Genomic DNA, 22,286 nt, shown 5'->3' with positions numbered 1-22,286 from the left:
TCGAGCCCAGGATGACGGATGGGGGGAGGGGGCGCCTCTCGACCAAGCTTGCCCGGCTCGCCTTCGTGCCCGGCCTGTTGCTCGCGTCGTCGGCGCTTGCGCAGACGGTCGATCCGGCGGTGCGGAGCATGACGCTCGACGAGAAGGCGGCACAGTTGCAGAGCGTCGCGCCGGCAATCCCGCGGCTGAATTTGCCCGCGTACGATTACTGGAACGAGGGGCTGCACGGGCTCGCACGCAACGGCGTGGCGACGGTGTTTCCGCAGGCGATCGGGCTCGCCGCGACGTGGGACGAGGCGCTGCTCAGGCGCGTCGGCGACGTGGTCTCGACCGAGGCGCGCGCGAAGTCGAACGCGCTGCCGGCGGGTAACCGCGAACGCTACCAGGGGCTGACGATCTGGTCGCCCAACATCAACATCTTCCGCGATCCGCGCTGGGGTCGTGGGCAGGAGACCTATGGCGAGGACCCGTACCTGACGGGGCGGCTCGGCGTCGCCTTCATCGGCGGGTTGCAAGGGCCCGACCTCGCGCATCCGAAGGTCATCGCCACGCCCAAGCACCTCGCCGCGCACAGCGGACCCGAGGCGGGGCGCGACGGGTTCGACGTCGATATCTCGCCGCACGACCGCGAGGCGACGTTCCTGCCAGCGTTCCGGCTTGCGCTGACCGAGGGCAAGGCGCTGTCGACGATGTGTGCGTACAATGCGATCCACGGCGTACCGGTGTGCGCGTCGGAGCCGTTGCTGACCGAGACGGTGCGGAAGCAATGGGGCTTCAAGGGGCTGATCGTGTCCGACTGCGATGCGGTCGGGAATATCTCGAACTACCATTATTATCGGCCCGATACTGCGAGCGGATCGGCCGCGGCGATTTCCGCTGGCATGGATTTCAACTGCGGGAAGACCTACGCGGCGCTCGGCGACGCGGTGCGGCGGGGGCTGGTGCCCGAGGCGACGCTCGACACGAGCCTGACGCGGACGTTCGCGGTGCGGCGGATGCTCGGCGGGGCGTTCGGGACGACGAGCCCTTGGGACAGGATCAAGCCGACCGAGTTCGACACGCCTGCGCACCGCGCGCTGGCGCTGGAGGCGGCGCGGAAGGCGATGGTGCTGGTCCAGAACAACGGCGTGCTGCCGCTGAAACCATCGGCGAAGATCGCGGTGATCGGGCCGAATGCCGACAGCGTCGACGTGCTCGAGGCGAATTATCACGGTACGGCCGCGGCGCCGATCACGCCGCTGGCGGCGCTGCGCACATCGTTCGCGGGCGTGCGGTATGCTCAAGGGTCGAGCATCGCCGAGGGCGTGCCCGTGCCGGTGCCCGACACTGCGCTGTCGCTGCGCGGCGAGTACTTCCGGGCGACGGATTTCACGGGCACGTCGGTGGCACGCGCCGACCGGCTGATCGACTTCGACTGGGACCGCACCGCGCCCGCGCCGGGGATTGATCCGGCCGCGTTCTCGGTGCGCTGGACCGGCACGATCACCACGCCGGCGGCGGGCGACTATGTGTTCCGGCTCGACGTGCCGCGCTGTTTCGACTGCAAGGGGCATGATCCTGCGCGGTTATGGATCGACGGGAAGCCGGTCGCCGACGACGACGGCAGCGGCAAGAATGTCGAGGCGGCGGTAACGCTGGCCGCGGGCACACACGCGATCCGCGTCGAGCTTGCGCATAGCGGCGAGGACCAGGGGCTGCGGCTGACCTGGACCGCGCCGGCCGATGCGCAGGTCGCAGAGGCGGTTGCGGCCGCCAAGGATGCGGATGCGATCGTCGCGTTCGTCGGGCTGTCGCCCGCGGTCGAGGGCGAGGCGTTGCAGATCGAGGTGGCCGGATTCTCGGGCGGCGATCGGACCGATATCGGGCTTCCCTCCGCGCAGGTGCGGTTGCTCAAAGCGGCCAAGGCGACCGGCAAGCCGCTGGTCGTCGTGCTGATGACCGGCAGCGCGGTCGCGATGACCTGGGCGAAGGCGCATGCCGACGCGATCCTGGTCGGCTGGTATCCGGGGCAGGCTGGCGGGCAGGCGATCGCCGATACGCTGGTTGGCAAGAGCAATCCGGGCGGGCGACTGCCGGTGACGTTCTACGCGAAGACGCGCGATCTGCCCGCTTTCATCGACTACAACATGCGCGAGCGGACCTATCGCTACTTCACCGGCACGCCGCTGTGGGGCTTTGGGCACGGGCTTAGCTATACGCAGTTCGCTTATGCCGCGCCGAAGCTCGCGCGCACCACGATTACGGCGGGGGAGAGCGTCTCGGTCGAGGTGCCGGTGCGCAATACCGGCAAGGTCGCCGGCGACGAGGTTGTGCAGGCGTATCTCGTGCCGCCCGAGCCGACGGTGAAGCCGCGCTTCAACGATCCCGTCCTCCAGCGTCAGCTCGTCGGGTTCAGGCGCCAGACAGTGAAGCCGGGGCAGACGGCACGCGTGGCCTTTACGATCGATCCTCGCGGCATGAGCAGCGTCGATGCGGCGGGAACGCGCCGTGTCGTACCGGGCGAATACCGGCTGCATATCGGTGGCGGCCAGCCCGGCGACGGGCCGGGTGTCGATACCGTCTTCACCGTGACGGGAACGCAGGATTTGCCGAAATGATCGATCGCCGGATGCTTATCGCGGGTGCTGCGGCACTCGGGCTCGCGGGACCGCTGCGGGCGGCCGCACCGCCGTTCGTCAGCAAGCGCCCGAAGCTTGGCGATCGCCGCTATACCAGCCGCGCGGTCGAGGCGGAGATCGCGCGCGTGTCGGCGAAGATCGGCGATCCCGAACTCGCCTGGATGTTCGGCAATTGCTACCCGAACACACTCGACACGACGGTGTTCATGGGCACGGTCGACGGCAAGCCCGATGCGTTCGTCATCACTGGCGACATCGACTGCATGTGGCTGCGCGACAGCTCGGCGCAGGTCCATCCGTATTTGCCGCTGGCGAAGCGCGACCCGGCGTTGCGGACGCTGTTTCGCGGGCTGATCGCGCGGCAGGCGCGGTGCATCCTGATCGATCCGTACGCCAACGCGTTCATGCACGATCCGTCGGCGAAGACCAATCTGAGCTGGTCGCTGGACGACGATACGGTGATGAAGCCGGGCGTCGGCGAGCGCAAATGGGAGGTGGATTCGCTCTGCTACCCGATGTGGATCGCGCACGCCTATTGGCAGGCGACCGGCGATACCGCGCCGTTCGATGCGCTGTGGGCGGACGGGGCGCGCGCGTCGATCCGGACGTTTCGCGAGCAGCAGCGCAAGGACGGGCCGGGGCCGTATCGCTTCCGCCGGTCGTCGCCGATCGTCGGGGAAAGCATGGCGCTCGACGGCTATGGTCCGCCGTCGCGGCCTGTCGGACTGATCCATTGCGGCTTCCGGCCTTCCGACGATGCGTGCGTGCTCCCGTTCCTCATCCCGTCGAACATCTTTGCGGTCCGCGCGCTGCGCCAGTTGGCGGAACTCGCGACGCGCGCACGGCCCGACGCGGCGCTGGCGGCGGATGCGTCTGCGCTGGCGGACGAGATCGAGGCGGCGTTGCGGCTGCATGGGCTGACTAAGGGGCCGGACGGTCAGCCGGTCTGGGCGTATGAGGTCGACGGCTATGGCAACGCGATCTTCATGGACGACGCCAACGTACCGAGCCTCTCGGGGCTCGCCTATCTCGGTGCGGTGAAGGCCGACGATCCGCTCTGGCGGCGCACCGCGGCGCGGGCGTGGAGCAAGGACAACGCGTATTTCTTCACCGGCAAGGCGGCGGAGGGGATCGGCAGTCCGCATACCGGCCTGCGCGAGATCTGGCCGATGTCGATCGTGATGCACGCGCTGAACGCGCTCGAAACGGGCGACGACGCGACCGTCGCGCGGTCGCTGGCCGCGCTGAAGGCGACGCATGGCGGCACCGGGTTCATGCATGAATCCTTCAACCAGGACGATGGGGCGAAATTCACGCGGTCGTGGTTCGCCTGGGCGAACGGGCTGTTCGGCGAACTGATCGTCGACATCGCCGCCAAACGTCCTGCCCTTCTAGGAGTCCGAACATGATCTCCCGCCGTATGCTCCTCGCCGGTAGCGGTGCGCTTGCGCTGACCGCGCGCGCGACGTTTGCCGCCACGCCCCGCGGGCAGCAGACTGCACCCGATCTGTTCGTCGGCACCGGCGGCCACGGCCACACCTATCCGGGTGCGACGTTGCCGTTCGGGATGGTGCAGCTCAGCCCCGATACCGACGTCGAGCGGTGGGATGCGTGCTCGGGCTATCACCGCACCGATACGTCGATCATGGGGTTCAGCCATACGCACCTGTCGGGCACCGGGATCGGCGATATGCTCGATGTGCTGGTGGTGCCGAACCGGGGGCCGGTGCAGCTGACGCCGGGGACGCTCGCCGATCCCGATGCGGGGTATCGCCAGCGCTTTTCCGCCGAACACGCCGAGCCGGGATATTACCGCGTGACGCTGGAGTCGGGCGTCCGCGCGGAACTGACCGCGACCGAGCGGACCGGCATCCAGCGGCATGTCTTCCCGGCGGGCGCGGGGCATATCCTCGTCAACCTGTCGCACCTGGTGCTCGACAAGACCGACAAGGGGGTGCTGATCGACGATGCCTCGCTGAACCTCGATGCGACCGGCATGCTGACCGGCAGCCGGCGCGTGTTCCGTTGGGCGAAGGGGCGGCGGATCCACTTCGCGATGCAGCTTTCGCGGAAACCCGACCGGATCGTGTTCTACGGCGATGGCGACGTCGCGCAGCCAGCGGACGCGAAGGGCGTCGCGGGCAAGCGCGTCAAGGCCGTGTTGCACTACGACGACGCGGGTGCCGCGCCGATCGTGATCCGCACCGGCATCTCCGCGGTCGATGTGGCCGGCGCACGCGCGAACCTCGCCGCCGAAGCGCGGCATTGGGATTTCGACCGCTACCGTGCCGAGGCGACCAAGCTTTGGGCGCCTGCGCTTGCCGCGGTCAGCGTCGAGGGGGGCACGCCCGCGCAGCGCACGATTATGGCGAGTGCGCTGTACCACGCACAGCTTGCGCCGACGCTGTTTTCCGATGTCGACGGACGCTATGTCGGGCTCGACCGGCAGGTACACACGGTGACCGGCAAGGACCGCGCGTACAGTACCTATTCGATGTGGGACACGTATCGCGCGCTGCATCCGCTGCTCACGTTGATCGAGCCGGAGCGCACCGCGGAACTCGTCGGCGACCTGATCCGGCAGACGCAGCAGAGCCCTTATGGTCCACCGGTCTGGCCGTTGCAGGGTGTCGAGACGGGCTGCATGATCGGCTGGCACTCGGTGTCGGTGATGGCCGAGGCGCGTGCGAAGGGCGTGCCCGCGAACTATGCCGCGGCGTGGCCGAACGTGCGACGCCGCTCGTTCGATTTCGCGATGCCGAACCTCGACAACAGCCTCGGGATCAAGCCGTACGACACGATGGGCTACATCCCCGCCGACACGGTGTTCGAGTCGGTCTCGCGCACGCTTGAATACGCGTATGACGATTACGCCTCGGCGCATCTGGCGGATGCTGCGGGCGCGAGTGCCGATGCGGCGCGGTTGCGCAAGCGGAGTGGCAATTGGCGCAACGTGTTCGATGCGTCGATCGGGTTCGCGCGGCCGAAGCTCGCGAACGGGACGTGGACCACGCCGTACGATCCGATCGCGCTCGGTCATTCGAGCAAGTGGCGCGATTATACCGAGAGCAATGGCTGGCAGGCGACGTTCCTCAACCAGCACGACGTCTACGGCCTGATCTCGGCGATGGGCGGCGATGCGCAGTTCGAGGCCAAGCTCGACGGCCTGTTCAACGCGCCGTCGATCCTGCCGGAGGACGCGCCGCCCGACATCTCCGGGCTGGTCGGGCAGTACGCGCACGGCAACGAGCCGAGCCATCATGTCGCGTATATGTATGCGTACTGCGGAGCCGCCTGGAAGACGCAGGCGATGGTCCGCCGGCTGCTGACCGAGATGTACAAGGACGATCCCGACGGCATCATCGGCAACGACGATTGCGGGCAGATGAGCGCGTGGTTCGTGCTGAGTGCGCTCGGGCTGTACCCCGTCGATCCGGTTAGCGCGAACTATGTGCTAGGCTCGCCGCTGTTCGACCGGGCCGAGATGCGCGTCGGGGGCGGCAGGACGCTGGTCGTCGAGGCGCGCGGCAATGCGGCCGACCGGCCGTATGTCCAGTCGGTGACGTGGAACGGTCGGTCGTGGACCAAGAGCTGGATCGCGCATGCCGATATCGTTCGCGGCGGGCGGCTCGTGTTCGAGATGGGCGACAAGCCCAACCGTGATTTTGGCCGCGCGCTCGCCGACCGGCCGCCAGCAACAACCGGAGTTTCGCGATGACCTTGGATATGAACCGCCGCGCGTTGATCGCCGGTACGCTCGCTACCGCCGCGGCAGGCCGAGCGAACGCCGCCGCTCCGGTGGGTGCACCCGCCCCCTGGGGCGCAACGCCGAGCGTCCGCCAGCTCGCGTGGCACAAACGCGAGCGCTACGGCTTCGTCCACTTCACGCTGAACACCTGGACCGACAAGGAATGGGGCTATGGCGACGAAGATCCGAAGCTGTTCGACCCGACCGCGTTCGATCCCGACCAGATCGTCGCGGCGGCGAAAAGCGCGGGCCTGACTGGGCTCGTCCTCACCGCCAAGCATCATGACGGCTTCTGCCTCTGGCCGACCAAACTCACCGAGCATTGCATCCGCAACAGTCCCTACAAGGGCGGCAAGGGCGACATCGTCCGCGAACTGGGCGACGCGTGCCGGCGCGGCGGGATTTCCTACGGGCTGTATCTGTCGCCGTGGGATCGCAACCGTGCCGACTACGGGAAGCCGTCGTACGTCGAGTATTTTCGCGCGCAGCTGACCGATCTCTGCACCAATTACGGCGAGCTGTTCGAAGTGTGGTTCGACGGCGCGAACGGCGGCGATGGCTATTATGGCGGCGCGCGCGAGGCGCGGAAGATCGATGCGCCGAAATATTATAACTGGCCGTCGATCATCGCGCTGGTTCACAAATTGCAGCCGATGGCGTGCACCTTCGATCCGCTTGGTGCGGATATCCGCTGGGTCGGCAACGAGGACGGTCACGCGGGCGACCCCTGCTGGCCGACGATGCCGAACCATCCCTATGTCCAGTCCGAGGGCAATTCGGGCGTGCGCGGGGCGCCTTTATGGTGGCCGGCGGAGACCAACACGTCGATCCGTCCCGGCTGGTTCTATCATGCCGACGAGGACCTTCAGGTGAAGTCGCCGCAGCGGCTGATGCAGTTCCACGACGAGTCGGTCGGGCGCGGCACCAACATGATGCTCAACCTGCCGCCCGATCGCCGCGGGCTGATCGCGGAGCCCGATCTCGCGTCGCTGAAGTCGTTCGGCGATGCGTTGCGGGCGAGCTTCAAGACCGATCTGGCGAAGGGCGCGGTGGCGAGCGGCCCATCGCGCGGGAGCCGGTTCGCGCCGGCCAACGTGCTCGACGGCAATCGCGACACCTATTGGAGCACGCCCGATGCGGTGAAGACGCCATCGCTGGTGCTCGACCTGCCGCCGGGGCGCCGGTTCGACCTGATCCGGATCCGCGAGGCGCTCGACCTCGGCGTACGCGTGACGAAGTTCGCGATCGACGTGGCGGATGCGAAGGGCGCGTGGCGCGAGGTTGCGATGCACGAGTGCATTGGCGCGCAGCGGATCATTAGACTGCCCGAGCCGGTGACCGCACGGCGCGTGCGGCTGCGCATCGTCGAGGCGCCCGCGTGCCCGGCGATCACCGAGCTGTCGCTGTTCCTGAGCGTCGCGCCGGTCGCGATCGCGGCATCGCAGGCGACGGGCAACAAGATCATTGCGAAGACCGGGTGGACGATCGTCAGCGCGATCCAACACACTCTGGCGATGAAGGCGGGCAAGCCCGATTTCGCGGGCGAGACATCGCTGGCGGGTGTGGTGAAGCCCGGATTGCCCGGCGCGGAAGCGGTGCTCGACGACGACCTTGCCACCGTCTGGACGACGCCCGCGCCGACCCCGACGAGCATCGTGATGCTGATGATCGACATGGGTAAGGCGGAGAACGTCGCTGGGTTCAGCCTGACGCCGACCCGCCTGGCGCTGCCCGATGCCGGCCCGCCGGGGCGCTACCGCGTCGAGACGAGCGAGGACGGCAGGACCTGGACGCCGGCGGGCGAGGGCGAGTTCGGCAACATCGCCTATGCCCGGGCGACGCAGCGGATCACCTTCGCGAAGGCTCGGCAGGGGCGATATCTGATGCTCGGTTTCACCACCGTCGCGACCGCCCAGCCAAAGATGGCGATTGCCGGCATCGGCGCGTTCCGGCCGTAAGCTCTCGATCTCGATCCTCCCCCGCCAGGGGGAGGTGGCTGGCCCTTGCCAGACGAAGGGGAGGAAAGGGTAACCGAGGTTCCGTGTCCTCCCCCTCCGTCACCTTCGGCGACACCTCCCCCTGGCGGGGGAGGATCGCGAGGGCTGGGCTAGCCGACTTCGATCGGGCATGGCGGCCATCGGCAGTACAGGTGAGCGAACTGATGGACGACCGAGCGACGATGCCGCGGATTGCGGGGCCCGAGGATCATGTCGTCGTTGTCGGGGGCGGGTTCTCCGGCGCGCTGTTCGCGGTCAATCTGATGCGGCACGAGGGGCCGCGCGTGACCTTGATCGAGCGGCGCGACCGGCAGCTTGCGCGCGGTGTCGCGTATAGCGCGGCGCATCCCGATCACCTGCTCAACGTCCGCGCGGGGAACATGAGCGCGCTGCCCGACGATCCCGATCACTTCGTCCGCTGGCTCGAGGTGCACGGCGAGGGCGACCGCAAGACCTTCGTCCCGCGCACCACCTATGGCGCGTATCTGCGCGAACTGCTCGATGCGGCGATCGCGGAGTCGGACGGCCGGCTGGTGCATGTCGAGGGCGAAGTCTGCGCGATCGATCCGGTCGAAGGCGACGGGGTGACGCTGACGATGGCGGACGGGCGCAAGATCGCCGCCGACACCGCGGTGCTCGCGCTCGGCAACCTGCCACCGCATACCCCGCCGGGACTGAAGCCCGACGCGCTGCCGACCGGTGTCTATTACGCGGATCCGTGGGCGGCCAACCTCGCCGAGGGGTTGGGTGCGGACGATACCGTCGTGCTGGTCGGAACCGGGCTGACCGCGATCGACGCGGCGTTGCTGCTTGATGCGCAAGGGTTCGCCGGAAATATCCTGGCGATGTCGCGACGCGGGTTGTCGCCGCGACGGCATGTCGATGGCGCGCCGGCGCATCGCGGGGTTTCGGACAAACCCCAGGGGGGGCTGACCGACCTCGTCCGCCATGTTCGTGCACGTGCCGCCGAAGAGGGCTGGCGCTGCGCAGTCGACGAGCTTCGTCCGGTCACGCAGATGCTGTGGGCAGCGGCGTCGCAGGAGGTGCGCGGGCGCTTCCTTCGCCATCTACGCCCGTATTGGGACGTCCACCGCCACCGGCTCGCACCAGCCGTTGCGGACCGTGTCGAGGCGCTCGTTACGACCGGGCGGCTCAGCTTCGCGGCGGGGAAGATCGTCTCCGCCGAGGCCGACGGTGAACAGGCAAAGCTGACATGGCGGCCACGGGGCGAAACCGACCCGGTCGTCACGCGCGCGGCGCGGATCGTGAATTGCACCGGGCCGCAGGGCGACCTGTTGCGCTCGGAGGAACCGCTCGTGAAGCACCTGCTAGCCTCCGGTGCGATCCGGCCCGATCCATTGCGGCTCGGCGTCGACGTCGATGCGCAGTCACGCGCGATCCGCGCCGACGGGACCCCCGACGACCGCATCCACTGCATCGGGCCGATGACCCGCGGCGGCTTGTGGGAGGTGGTCGCGGTGCCCGATATCCGCGTCCAGAGCTGGGATCTCGCGCGGCGCCTGTCCAATGCGCAATGGGTTGGCGGCGAAGGTCTTTGACCGCGATCCGGCGCTTTTTCTCGGGTGATGCGGCGGGCGCCATCGTGCTGCTCGCGGCGGCGATAGCGGCACTGATCGTCGCCAATTCACCGCTCGCGCCAACGTACTTCGCGACACTGCACCACGCAGTCGGCGGGATGAGCGTCCATCACTGGATCGACGACGGCGCGATGGCGCTGTTCTTCCTGCTGATCGGGTTGGAGGTGAAGAGCGAGTTCGTCGCGGGACATCTCTCGACCTGGGGCGAGCGCATCATGCCCGGTGCGGCGGCGCTCGCGGGCATGGCGGTGCCGGCGGCCCTCTATGTGCTCGTCAATATCGGCACGCCGGCGAACTTACGCGGCTGGGCGATCCCTGCGGCGACCGACATCGCGTTCGCGCTTGGCATCCTGGCCCTGCTCGGGTCGCGCGTACCGACCTCGTTGAAGGTGCTGCTGACGGCGATCGCGGTCATCGACGACCTGCTCGCGATCCTCGTCATCGCGCTCTTCTACACGGGTCATATCGCGCTGCTGCCGTTGCTTGCGGCGGGCTTAGGGCTGGGCGTACTCGTCGTCCTGAACCTGTCGGGCGTGCGGTCGCTGGTGCCGTATCTGCTGATCGGTGTCGGCATCTGGTACGGCGTCTTGTTGTCGGGTGTGCACGCGACGCTCGCCGGCGTGGCGGTCGCGTTGACGATCCCGCTGCGGACGGGGGACGGCCAGCCGCCGCTGAAACGGCTCGAACACGCACTCCAACCCTGGTCGAGTTTCCTGATCGTGCCGGCGTTCGGGTTCGCCAATGCGGGCATCGCGTTCGGCGGGATGGTGGCGGCTGACGTGATCGCGCCGCTGCCGGTCGGGATCATGCTGGGACTGTTCCTCGGCAAGCAGGTCGGCATCTTCGCGACGATCCGTGGGCTGGTGACATTCCGGCTGGCCGAGGCGCCCAGTAACGCGAGCTGGGCGCAGGTGTACGGCATGGCCGTGCTGTGCGGGATCGGCTTCACGATGAGCCTGTTCATCGGCGGGCTCGCCTTCGCCGGCGCGCCGCACGCGATGGACGCCGTGAAGGTGGGCGTGTTCGCAGGCTCGATCCTGTCGGGCGTCGCTGGCTGGCTGATCCTTCGCCGCACCGCACAATAATTCGACAATACTACGCGAAACATATGCTCCGGCCCGGCAATCGATCTCGAATTGCTACGTCGCTGGAGCCTAATTGCGAGTCCTCGCGAACCGCCATCCTTTCGGCGGCACGCGCATGGGGACCGCAATGCACATTCTTCGTTTCGCCACCGCCGCCGGACTTCTCGCCGGTATCGCCACGCCCGCGTTCGCACAGGACACCGCGCCGCCGTCTCCGGTAACCGTCTCCGGTTCGGTGACGCTCGCGACCGACTATCGCCTGCGCGGCGTGTCGCAGTCGGACAAGGACGGCGCGATCCAAGGCGGGCTGACGATCGCGCATGAGAGCGGGTTCTATGTCGGCGCATGGGGCTCGAACCTGTCGGGCTGGGGCACGTTCGGCGGCTCGAACATGGAGCTCGACCTGATCGGCGGCTACAAGCACAAGCTCGCGGACAACGCGACGATTGACGTCGGCCTGACCTGGTACATGTATCCGGGCGGCGCATCGAAGACCGACTATGCCGAACCCTATGTGAAGCTCAGCGGCACGACCGGCCCGGCGACGCTGACGGCGAGCGCGTTCTACGCGCCGAAGCAGCAGGCACTCGGCAAATGGTATCGCACGGGCGCCGATGCCGCGGCAGGCGTCTACACCGACGCGGGCGACAAGGAAGACAACCTGTATTTGACCGGCGACGGCGCGTTCGCCATTGTCGGCACGCCGGTCACCGCCAAAGCGCATATCGGCCATAGCTGGGGCAATGACGGCCTTGGCCCGAACGCGACCAGCGCGGCGCCGACCGGCGAATACTGGGATTGGTCGCTCGGTGCGGACACTACGTATCGAAACCTCACCTTCAACGTGAGCTATGTCGACACCGACATTACGCGTCGCAGTGCTGCGTATCTCCAGCCCAGCTTCTCCCGCGGCCAGGACGGCACCGGATCGATCGCCGACGGCACCGTGGTTGCCTCGCTCACCGCAGCCTTCTGAAAGGAACCCAGCCATGCAGGACCTTCTCAGGATCGCCATCATGGTCGGATTGGTGGCGGCGACGCTCGCCTATGTCCGCCTGTGCGACAACGCCTGAGCCCATGAGGACACCATCATGACCCTCGACCTCTGGCTCGCCGCGATCGTCGCGCTCGGGCTGCTGTTTTACCTCGTGGCGGTGCTCATCCGCCCCGAACGCTTTTAGGAGCGCATCCTCATGACATTCGAAGGATGGATCCTCATCCTGGGCTTCGTCGGCATATTGCTGGCGTTGACCAAACCGGTCGGCCTGTGGCTGTTCGCCTTGTACGAAGGCCGCCGCACCCCGATCCACGCAATCCTCGGCCCGGTCGAGACCGGCTTCTACAAGCTCAGCGGAATCGATCCGAAACAGGAGCAGGGCTGGCGCCGATACGCGCTGCACATGATCGTGTTCAACGCCGTGCTGATGGCGCTGACCTACGCGGTGCTGCGCTTGCAGGGTGTCCTACCGGGTAACCCGCAGGGCCTCGCGGGGCTCAGCCCTCATCTCGCGTTCAACACCGCGATCAGCTTCACGGCAAACACTAACTGGCAGAGCTATGCCGGTGAATCGACGATGTCGAACTTCAGCCAGATGTTCGGCCTGACGATCCACAACTTCCTGTCGGCCGCGACCGGCATCGCGCTGGCGTTCGCGCTGTTCCGAGGGTTCGCGCGGCGCTCGAGTGCGACGATCGGCAATTTCTGGGCCGACGTGACGCGCGTCACGCTGTACGTGCTGCTGCCGATCTGCGTCGTCGTGACGCTCTTCTATATCGCCAGCGGCGTGCCGCAGACGATGGCCGGCACGGTCGACATCACGACGCTCGAAGGGCTCAAGCAGACGCTGACGCTCGGGCCCGTGGCGAGCCAGGAGGCGATCAAGATGCTCGGCACCAATGGTGGCGGCTTCTTCAACGCGAACTCGGCGCATCCGTTCGAAAACCCGACCGCGCTGGTCAACCTCGTGCAGATGCTGTCGATCTTCGTGATCGGCTTCGGCCTGACCTGGACCTTCGGCAAGGCCGTCGGCAACACGAGGCAGGGCTGGGCGATCCTCTCGGCGATGCTCGTGCTGTTCCTCGCCGGCGTCACCATCACCTATGCTCAGGAGGCCGCGGGCAACCCGATCCTCCACAACATCGGCGTCGCGGGCGGCAATATGGAAGGCAAGGAGGTCCGCTTCGGGATCGCCGCGTCCGCCTTGTTCTCGGTCGTCACGACGGCGGCATCGTGCGGCGCTGTCAACGCCATGCACGACAGCTTCACGGCCTTGGGTGGCATGATCCCGCTGCTCAACATGCAGCTCGGCGAAGTCGTCATCGGCGGCGTCGGTGCGGGCATCTACGGCTTCCTGCTGTTCGCCATCCTCGCCGTGTTCGTCGCGGGCCTGATGGTCGGCCGCACGCCCGAATATGTCGGCAAGAAGATCGAGGCGCGCGAAGTGAAGCTGGCGGTGCTGGCGATCGCGATCCTGCCGCTCGTCATCCTCGGCTTCACCGCGCTCAGTGCCGTGCTGCCGGACGGGCTTGCGGGGCCGCTCAACAAGGGGCCGCACGGGTTCAGCGAGATCCTCTACGCCTTCACCAGCGCGGTCGGGAATAACGGGTCGGCCTTTGCCGGTCTGACGGCCAACACGCCGTATTACAACGGCTTGCTGGGCGTCGCGATGTGGCTTGGGCGGTTCTTCATCATCGTGCCGATGCTCGCCATCGCCGGTGGTCTCGCGGCCAAGAAGTACACGCCGGAGAGCGCAGGCTCGTTCCCGACGACGGGTGCGCTGTGGGTCGGCCTGCTGGTCGGGATCATCCTGATCGTCGGCGGCCTGACCTTCCTGCCGAGCCTCGCGCTCGGTCCCATCGCCGATCATCTCGCGATGATCAGCGGCAAAACCTTCTGACGGGACAAGCCAAAATGGCACGCACCCCTACCAAGTCGCTGTTCACGGCCGACTTGATCGTTCCCGCGATCGGCGACGCTTTCCGGAAACTCGATCCTCGGCAGCTGATCCGCAACCCGGTGATGTTCGTCACCGCGGTCGTTGCCACGCTGCTGACGATCCTCGTCAACGTCGGCGGCGACGGGCTTTCGGTCGGCTTCAAGATACAGCTGGTGATCTGGCTGTGGCTGACGGTGCTGTTCGGCACCTTCGCCGAAGCGCTCGCCGAAGGGCGCGGCAAGGCGCAGGCCGCGTCGTTGCGCGCGACCAAGGCCGAACTGACCGCCCGCCGCATGAAGGGGGATCAAGTCGAGTCCGTCCCCGCCAGCATGCTCCGCTCGGGTGACATCGTCCTCGTCACGATGGGCGACCTGATCCCGGCCGACGGCGAAGTCGTCTGGGGCGTCGCCTCGGTCAACGAAGCCGCGATCACCGGCGAGAGCGCGCCGGTGATCCGCGAGGCGGGCGGCGATCGCTCGGCGGTGACCGCGGGCACGCGCGTCATCTCCGACGAGATCCGGGTCAAAGTCACCGCCAATCCCGGCGAAGGCTTTCTCGACCGCATGATCGCCCTTGTCGAGGGTGCCGAGCGGCAGAAGACGCCGAACGAGATCGCGCTGACGTTGCTGCTCGTCGGGCTGACCATCATCTTCCTGATCGCCGTCGGCACGATCCCCGGTTTCGCGAGCTATGCGGGTGGTCGCGTGCCGGTCGCGATCCTGGCGGCACTCCTGATCACGCTGATCCCAACTACGATCGCCGCACTGCTGTCAGCGATCGGTATCGCGGGGATGGACCGACTGGTGCGCTTCAACGTGCTGGCGAAGTCGGGTCGTGCGGTCGAGGCGGCGGGCGATATCGACGTGCTGTTGCTCGACAAGACCGGCACGATCACGATCGGCGACCGCCAGGCGAGCGAGTTCCGCTCGGTCGGCGGCACGCGCGACGAGGATCTGGCCGAGGCGGCGTTGCTCGCGAGTCTTGCCGACGAGACGCCCGAGGGCCGCTCGATCGTCGTGCTGGCGCGCGAGAAGTTCGGCGTTACGACCAGCGAACTGCCGGGCGATGCGGAGGTCATCCCGTTCACCGCGCAGACTCGGATCTCGGGCGTGATCGTCGGCGGTTCGCTGATCCAGAAAGGCGCCGTCGACTCGATCCTGAAGGCCAATCCGGGGGCGGGGGCAACCGCTGCGGCCACCGAACTGCGCCGGATCACGGACGAGATCGCCCGCGCTGGCGGCACTCCGCTGGCGGTTGCACGCGATGGTCGGTTGCTTGGCGCCATCTTCCTCAAGGACGTCGTGAAAGCCGGCATTCGCGAACGCTTCGGCGAGTTGCGCGCGATGGGCATCCGCACGGTGATGATCACCGGCGACAACCCGCTCACCGCCGCCGCGATCGCTGCCGAAGCCGGCGTGGATGATTTCCTCGCGCAGGCGACGCCGGAGGACAAGCTCGACCTGATCCGCAAGGAACAGCAGGGCGGGCGGCTGGTCGCGATGTGCGGCGACGGTACCAATGATGCGCCGGCGTTGGCGCAGGCCGACGTCGGCGTGGCGATGAACACCGGTACGCAGGCGGCGCGCGAGGCGGGCAACATGGTCGACCTCGACAGCGATCCGACCAAGCTGATCGAGATCGTTGGGCTCGGAAAGCAACTGCTGATGACCCGCGGTGCGCTGACGACCTTCTCGGTGGCGAACGACGTGGCGAAGTATTTCGCGATCATCCCGGCGATGTTCGTCGCGCTGTATCCGGGGCTCGGCGTGCTGAACGTGATGCGGCTGGGCTCGCCCGAAAGCGCGATCCTGTCGGCGATCATCTTCAACGCGATCATCATCCCGATGCTGGTGCCGCTCGCGCTGAAGGGGGTGGCGTACAAGCCGATGGCGGCGGGGCCGCTGCTCGCGCGCAACCTCGCGGTGTATGGGCTGGGCGGGCTGATCGCGCCGTTCGTGGGGATAAAGCTGATCGACCTTCTGGTCGGTGCGCTGGGGCTGGCATGATGACGAAGAGTGGCTCTTCGAGAGCGCACGCATCCTCGCACCAACCCCCAACGCCCCCCCGGCGAAGGCCGGGGCCCAGGTGGAAAGGTCGCGGTAACGAAGCGCACCCGCCGTTAGCGACGTTCCCCAACTGGACCCCGGCTTCCGCCGGGGACGTGGCTGGCGGGCGCGGCCGAGATGCGACGTGTGACCTCACCCCCAAGAATTGTTCACCCGCGAAGGCGGGTGCCCAGACTGCGTCCCCGCCTTCGCGGGGACACATGGAGACGACACAATGAACTCCGATTTCACCTCCGCCCTCCGCCCGGCGTTCGTCATGACGATCCTGTTCGCGCTGCTGCTCGGGATCGTCTATCCCCTCGCCATGACCGGGATCGGACAGGCCATCTTCCCCGCGCAAGCGAACGGCAGCCTCGTCATAGCCAACGGCAAGGCGATCGGCTCGACCGTCGTCGGCCAAGCCTTCACCACCGATCGCTATTTCCAGACGCGCCCCTCGGCCGCCGGCAAGGGCTATGACGGTCTGGCTTCGTCCGGCTCGAACTACGGCCCGACCAGCCAGGCGCTGGTCGATCGCACCAAGGCGGACGTTGCCAAGCGCCGCGCGGAAGGCGTGACCGGGCCACTCCCGGCCGATCTCGCCACCGCCTCGGGTTCGGGTCTCGACCCCGATCTGTCGCCGGCCTCGGCCTACGCGCAGGTCGCCCGCGTCGCCCGCACCCGCGGTCTGCCCGCCGACAAGGTCCGTGCGCTAGTAACCGCCAACGTCGACGGCCCGCTGCTCGGCATCCTCGGCGAGCCACGCGTGAACGTCTTCGCCCTCAACCGCGCCCTCGACGCCGCACGTTGAACGACGACGGACGACCATCACCCGAGGCCCTTCTGCGACAGGCGTCGCAGGAGGGGCGCGGCCGTCTGAAGATCTTCCTTGGCGCCGCCCCCGGTGTTGGGAAAACCTACGAGATGCTCTCCGAAGGCGCGGAACGTCGCCGCGCCGGAGTCGACGTCGTCATCGGTGTGGTCGAGACGCACGGCCGCGTCGAAACCGAAGCGCTCACGCGAGGCCACGAGATCGTCCCGCGCAAAGCGATCCCCTACGAGGGCCGCACGCTCGACGAGATGGACCTCGACGCCATCCTCGATCGTGCGCCGACGCTCGTCCTGGTCGATGAACTCGCCCACACCAACGCGCCCGGCAGCCGCCACCCCAAACGCTACCAGGACGTCGAGGAACTGCTCGCTGCGGGCATCGACGTCTATTCGACGATCAACATCCAGCACATCGAAAGCCTCAACGACGTCGTCGCGTCGTTTACGCGCGTCCGCGTCCGCGAGACCGTCCCCGACAGCATCGTCGAGGCCGCCGAGATCGAAGTCGTCGACATCCCGCCCGACGAACTGATCGAGCGGCTGAAGGCGGGTAAGGTCTACCTCCCCCACGAAGCCACGCGGGCGCTCGCGCACTTCTTCTCCAAGTCGAACCTGTCGGCTTTACGCGAACTCGCCCTCCGCCGCGCCGCGCAGGCCGTCGATGCGCAGATGCTCGAACACGTCCGCGCATTAGGCGTCGGCGGCACCTGGGCAGGCGGCGAGCGGATCGTCGTCGCGATCAGCGAACTGCCCGGCGCACTTGGTCTCGTCCGCGCGACCAAGCGGATCGCCGACGCGATGCACGCGCCCTGGACTGCGGTGTATATCGAGACGCCGCGTGCGCAGACCTTCGGCGAGCCCGAGCACCGCCAGCTCGCCGCGGTCTTCAACCTGGCGACGCAACTCGGCGGCGACGTCGCGACCGTCCCCGCGACGTCGGTGGTCGACGGCCTCAAGACCTTCACCACCGAAGCCCGCGCGACGCAGCTGGTGGTCGGCAAGTCCACCCGCTCGCGCTTGTTCGAACTGCGCCACGGCTCGGTCGTCGACCAGATGGTCCGCGAGTCACCGGGGATCGCCGTCCACGTCCTGCCGATGGAGGCGGGCACCGCCACCCGGAGCAAGCGCACGCACAGCGGCGGCTGGGGCAGCAAGGCGGGCTATGCTTGGACGACTGCTATGGTGGCCGGCGTCACCGGCATGGCCAGCGCGCTGTTCCACATCCTCAACCTCGGCAATGTCGCGTTACTGTACCTGCTGCCGGTGATGGCCGCGGCGAGCCTGTTCGGCCTGCGCACCGGGCTGTTCGCAGGCGTGGTTTCGTCGATCGCGTACAACTTCTTCTTCCTGCCGCCGACCGGCACGCTGACGATCAACAATCCCGAGAACGTGATCTCGATCCTCGTGCTGCTCGGCATCGCGTTCGTGACGAGCCAGCTCACGTCGCGAGTCCGCGCGCAGGCCGACATCGCCGCCGCCAGCGCTCGCACTAACGCCGCGCTCGCCGGGTTCCTGCGCCAACTGACCTCGCTCAACGACCCGGTCGCGCTGGCCCGCGCGATCTGCGAGGAAATCGGCAGGCTTTTCGGCGTGCGTTCCGTCATCCTCGTCGCGGAAGATCCCGGCCTTGCGGTTCAGGCTGCGAACGGCGTGGACTATCGGCTCGAGACGATGGAGATGGCGGCCGCGCAATGGGCCTATGATACGGGCACGCCGGCGGGGCGTGGGTCGAGCACGCTGGCGGCGTCGGAGTGGTTTTTCCAGCCGCTTCGCTCGGGCGAGCGGACACTGGCGGTGCTCGGGCTGGCTCGCGAGGCGGGTGGCGATCCGGTGCGGTCGGACCAGTTGCCATTGCTGATGAGCCTGGTCGACCAGGCGTCGCTGGTGCTCGAACGGGCGCGGCTCGAGGTCGAGATGCGCGATGTCGATGCGGTGCGCGAGCGCGATCGGTTGCGGCAGGCGTTGCTGTCGTCGGTGAGCCACGACCTGCGCACGCCGCTGACCTCGGTGATGGCTGCGGCAGCGGAATTGCACCGCGGCGTCACGCCGGAGCTGATCGACACGATCGAGACCGAGGCGGCGCGGCTCAATCGTTTCGTCGGCAACCTGCTCGACATGGCGCGCGTCGAGGCGGGGGCGCTCCGGTTGCGGCTCGAACCGACCGACCTCACCGATGCGGTGGCGGGCGCGGTCCACGACACGAAGCGCGTGCTCGAAGGTCATGCGATCGAACTCGACGTCGCGCCGAACCTGCCTTTGGTCCGCGTCGATCCGCAACTGCTGCACCACTGCCTGCTCAACCTGCTCGACAATGCGGGGCGCTATGCCGATCCCGGTACGCCGATCGTCGTGCGCGCGGAACACCGGTTCGGGCTGCTCCGCCTGTCGGTGATCGACCAGGGACCCGGCCTGCCACCCGGCCGCGAGAAGGAGGTGTTCGAGACGTTCCGCCGCCTCGAAGGCTCCGACCGCGCGATCGGCGGCACCGGGCTCGGGCTTGCGATCGTCAAGGCGTTCGCCGAAGCGATGGGGATGACCGTCGAAGCCAGCAACCGCGATGACCTGACGGGCGCACGGTTCAGCCTGTGCTTTCCCGTGGCCCTGCTCGTCCGCGATACCGATGGAGCGAATCTGTGAGCGCGCAGACGGTTCTGATCGTTGACGACGAACTGCATATCCGTCGGCTGTTGAAAAACACGCTCGAACGCGCGGGGTACGGCGTCGAGGAGGCGGTCGACGCGCGTGAGGCGCTGCGGATCGCGGGGAGCCGACCGTTGACCGCAGTGCTACTCGACCTGGGGTTGCCCGACCGAGACGGACTTGAACTGGTGCCGCTGCTGAAGAAGCTCGGCGATCCGATCATTCTCGTCGTCTCCGCGCGCGAGGCGACCGACCAAAAGGTGGCCGCGCTCGATCTGGGTGCCGAGGATTATGTGACGAAACCGTTCGACACCGAAGAACTGCTCGCCCGCCTCCGCGTCGCGTTGCGCGGTCGAGGGGAGGCGACATCGCGGCCGACGGTCCTGCGCGCGCATGGAGTGGAGATCGATTTCGAGCATCGCCTAGTCCGGCGTGGCAACGAGGAGGCGCATCTGACGCGGAAGGAGTTCGACGTGCTGTCGGCGCTGGCGGCGCATCCGGGGCGGGTGGTGACGCACCAGCGGATCCTAGAGGCGGCGTGGCCGACGGATCACGATCGCCGGATCGAATATCTCCGCATCGTCGTGCGTAACTTGCGGCAGAAGCTGGAGGGGACGGGGGGAGTCGGCACGGTCATCGCGAACGAACTCGGGATCGGGTACCGGCTGTTGGTCGACGCATGAGCTGAGAAAACTTGTTTCCCCGCGAAGGCGGGGATCCAGACTGGGCTCCCGCCTTCGCGGGAGAATGAGGAAGCAGGCGGTTCGCTGGTAAATGCACGCAGCCAACCGTCACCCCAGCAAATGCTAAGGTTTCCAGCCACGCGTCGCCCCTGCCGCGCGAGGTCCCGGCTTTCGCCGGGATGACGGGGTTGCGCACTATGTGAACACTATGGCTCCCCCTCAAAACCAATCTCGAACGCATATGCGGCAGGCGATAGCTGGAGTGTCGCATGACCGACGCTCACCGCCTCCGCACCGATCTCAGCCTCCGCGCCAGTGGTGTTCTGTCGCTCGCGATTGCCATTACCGCGGTTCACGCGCTCGCTCGCCTTCACTCGGCAGCCGGCCCGTTCGCGTTCCTGCTCGCCACGATAGGCTTCCTCTGCGCAACTGCCGGAACGATGCTGGTGGTCGTCGGCGGGCATATCCACGACCCGGTCAGGATCAGCGCCCGCTGGCGACGCGCCGCGCGATAGGGCGCGCCCGCCGCGGGACCTGTCGACGCGCGCGCGCATCGTCACTATGCTACCGCACTGCAGCATGATGATGACAAGGGAGCGCTCTGCATGATCGGTCGACGCGAAGTAGTAACCGCGCTGGGTCTGTTGGGTGTCCTCCCGCAGGCCGCCGCAGCAATGCGTACGGTGCCCGGCAAGGCCGAGCCGTTCTCGTGGGATGCGCTCCAGCAGCGCGCCGCGACGCTCGCCACCAAGCCATACGCCGCTCCCGCCAAGGTCGCAGCCGCCGCCGCGATCGATTACGACAAGGTTGGCAGCATCCGCTTCCGCGCCGACAAGACGCTGGCGGGCGGTATCCGCCTGTTCCCGCTTGGCCGCTATGCGCCGATGCCGGTCGCGATAAACGTCGTCGAGGGTGGGCAAGCGCGTCGCATCGAGTTCTCGCGCGACCTGTTCGAGGCCGAAGAGGGCCACGCCGCCGCGCTGGGCATCGCCGGGTTCCGCGCGATGGCACCGGGCGGGACCAGCGACTGGATGGCGTTCCAGGGCGCGTCCTATTTTCGGACCGCCGGCGCGCAGGACCAGTACGGCCTGTCCGCGCGCGGACTCGCGATCAACACCGGGCTGCCGGGCCGCGAGGAATTCCCCGACTTCACCGAATTCTGGATCGAGCGAACCGGCGCGGACGCGTACACGATCTATGCGCTGATGGACGGCGAGAGCGTCACCGGCGCGTACCGCATCCAGTCGCGCCACGTCGCCGGCGCGGGGGTCGAGCAGCAGGTCTCGTCCGTGCTCAACGTGCGCCGCGATATCGAGCGGCTCGGCGTGGCGCCTGCCACCAGCATGTTCTGGTACGGCGAAGGCAATCGCGCCGCTGCGGTCGACTGGCGTCCCGAGATCCACGATTCGGACGGCCTGGCGCTCCTCACCGGAGCCGGCGAACGCATCTGGCGCCCCCTCAACAATCCGCCGCACGATACGCTCGACAGTTTTGCGGACCAGGCGCCCAAGGGCTTCGGGCTGATCCAGCGCGATCGGAACTTCGATCACTACCAGGACGACGGCGCGTTCTACGATCGCCGGCCGAATTTGTGGGTCCAGCCGCAGGGCGACTGGGGCAAGGGCGCAGTGATGCTCTATGCCTTCCCGACCAACAGCGAGACGGTCGACAATGTCGTCTCGTTCTGGACCCCGGCCGTGCCTGCAAAAGCGGGGCAGCGGTTGCAGTTCGATTACTCGCTCTCATGGAAATCGGCCGATCCGACCGCCGTCGCCACGACCGCGCACGTTGTCGATTGCTGGCAGGGCGTCGCCGGCCGCCCGGGCGCCGAGCCGGTGAAGGGGGCGCGGAAGCTCGTCGTCGATTTCATCGGCGACGGTCTTGCCGGGCTTGATCGACAGAGCGGTGTGACCGCGAAGATCGACGTCGTCCGCGGCAAGGTGCTTGCCAACGCGGCCTATCCCGTCGTCGGCCAGAAGAACCGCTGGCGCGTCACCGCAGACGTGGCTCCCGATGCGCAGGGCCCCGCCGACGTCAGGTTGTTCCTCACGCGCGGCGGTCGCGCTCTCAGTGAAACCGTCCTGACTCCGATATTCTGATGCCCG

15 protein-coding genes are annotated in these 22,286 nt (G+C 67.5%); all 15 read left to right on the top strand.

Features of this window, described 5'->3' with window-relative positions; genetic code table 11:
- Positions 1–11: 11 nt before the first annotated feature.
- The 15 genes from BM244_RS15885 to BM244_RS15815 all read left to right on the top strand — a co-directional run bounded on the left by BM244_RS15885 (position 12) and on the right by BM244_RS15815 (position 22,280).
- Entirely contained in the window at positions 12–2,597 is a 2,586-nt protein-coding gene (locus tag BM244_RS15885; RefSeq protein WP_093399881.1) for a glycoside hydrolase family 3 C-terminal domain-containing protein, read from the top strand.
- A complete protein-coding gene (locus BM244_RS15880; RefSeq protein WP_093399879.1) occupies positions 2,594–4,027 on the top strand; it encodes a glycoside hydrolase family 125 protein in 1,434 nt (477 codons plus the stop codon). Before BM244_RS15885 ends, BM244_RS15880 begins: the two co-directional genes overlap by 4 nt.
- Positions 4,024–6,336, top strand: coding sequence for a GH92 family glycosyl hydrolase (locus tag BM244_RS15875; RefSeq protein ID WP_093399877.1), 2,313 nt, complete (start codon positions 4,024–4,026; stop codon positions 6,334–6,336). Before BM244_RS15880 ends, BM244_RS15875 begins: the two co-directional genes overlap by 4 nt.
- Positions 6,333–8,324 carry an alpha-L-fucosidase gene (locus BM244_RS15870; RefSeq protein ID WP_093399875.1) on the top strand — a complete coding sequence of 664 codons (1,992 nt, stop codon included), beginning with the start codon at positions 6,333–6,335 and terminating at the stop codon, positions 8,322–8,324. The genes BM244_RS15875 and BM244_RS15870 overlap by 4 nt, the downstream gene beginning before the upstream one ends.
- Positions 8,325–8,527: 203 nt before the next feature.
- Positions 8,528–9,922 carry an FAD/NAD(P)-binding protein gene (locus BM244_RS15865; protein ID WP_093400067.1) on the top strand — a complete coding sequence of 465 codons (1,395 nt, stop codon included), beginning with the start codon at positions 8,528–8,530 and terminating at the stop codon, positions 9,920–9,922.
- Positions 9,919–11,046, top strand: a complete 1,128-nt coding sequence (gene nhaA / locus BM244_RS15860) for a Na+/H+ antiporter NhaA (protein WP_254784483.1) — start codon at positions 9,919–9,921, stop codon at positions 11,044–11,046. Before BM244_RS15865 ends, nhaA begins: the two co-directional genes overlap by 4 nt.
- Before the next feature lie 127 nt (positions 11,047–11,173).
- Positions 11,174–12,022 carry a TorF family putative porin gene (locus tag BM244_RS15855; protein WP_093400066.1) on the top strand — a complete coding sequence of 283 codons (849 nt, stop codon included), beginning with the start codon at positions 11,174–11,176 and terminating at the stop codon, positions 12,020–12,022.
- Between the two features lie 115 nt (positions 12,023–12,137).
- On the top strand, positions 12,138–12,227 hold the full coding sequence (gene kdpF / locus BM244_RS15850; protein ID WP_055875324.1) for a K(+)-transporting ATPase subunit F: 90 nt from the start codon (positions 12,138–12,140) through the stop codon (positions 12,225–12,227).
- A gap of 12 nt (positions 12,228–12,239) precedes the next feature.
- Positions 12,240–13,943 (top strand): potassium-transporting ATPase subunit KdpA, encoded by a 1,704-nt coding sequence (gene kdpA / locus BM244_RS15845; protein ID WP_093399872.1) that lies wholly within the window; start codon positions 12,240–12,242, stop codon positions 13,941–13,943.
- Positions 13,944–13,957: 14 nt separating this feature from the next.
- Positions 13,958–15,988, top strand: coding sequence for a potassium-transporting ATPase subunit KdpB (kdpB, locus tag BM244_RS15840; RefSeq protein ID WP_093399870.1), 2,031 nt, complete (start codon positions 13,958–13,960; stop codon positions 15,986–15,988).
- A gap of 274 nt (positions 15,989–16,262) precedes the next feature.
- On the top strand, positions 16,263–16,838 hold the full coding sequence (gene kdpC / locus BM244_RS15835) for a potassium-transporting ATPase subunit KdpC (protein WP_093399868.1): 576 nt from the start codon (positions 16,263–16,265) through the stop codon (positions 16,836–16,838).
- Positions 16,835–19,495 carry a sensor histidine kinase gene (locus BM244_RS15830; protein ID WP_093399867.1) on the top strand — a complete coding sequence of 887 codons (2,661 nt, stop codon included), beginning with the start codon at positions 16,835–16,837 and terminating at the stop codon, positions 19,493–19,495. Before kdpC ends, BM244_RS15830 begins: the two co-directional genes overlap by 4 nt.
- A complete protein-coding gene (locus tag BM244_RS15825; RefSeq protein WP_093399865.1) occupies positions 19,492–20,181 on the top strand; it encodes a response regulator transcription factor in 690 nt (229 codons plus the stop codon). Before BM244_RS15830 ends, BM244_RS15825 begins: the two co-directional genes overlap by 4 nt.
- 269 nt (positions 20,182–20,450) lie before the next feature.
- Positions 20,451–20,696 (top strand): hypothetical protein, encoded by a 246-nt coding sequence (locus tag BM244_RS15820; protein WP_093399864.1) that lies wholly within the window; start codon positions 20,451–20,453, stop codon positions 20,694–20,696.
- Between the two features lie 90 nt (positions 20,697–20,786).
- Entirely contained in the window at positions 20,787–22,280 is a 1,494-nt protein-coding gene (locus BM244_RS15815; RefSeq protein WP_093399862.1) for an OpgD/OpgG family glucan biosynthesis protein, read from the top strand.
- Positions 22,281–22,286: the final 6 nt, after the last annotated feature.

This window comes from Sphingomonas sp. OK281, assembly GCF_900115295.1.
Classification (GTDB): domain Bacteria; phylum Pseudomonadota; class Alphaproteobacteria; order Sphingomonadales; family Sphingomonadaceae; genus Sphingomonas.
The sequence above is the reverse complement of the archived record's forward strand: the minus strand, read 5'-3'. Positions and strand labels throughout refer to the sequence as shown.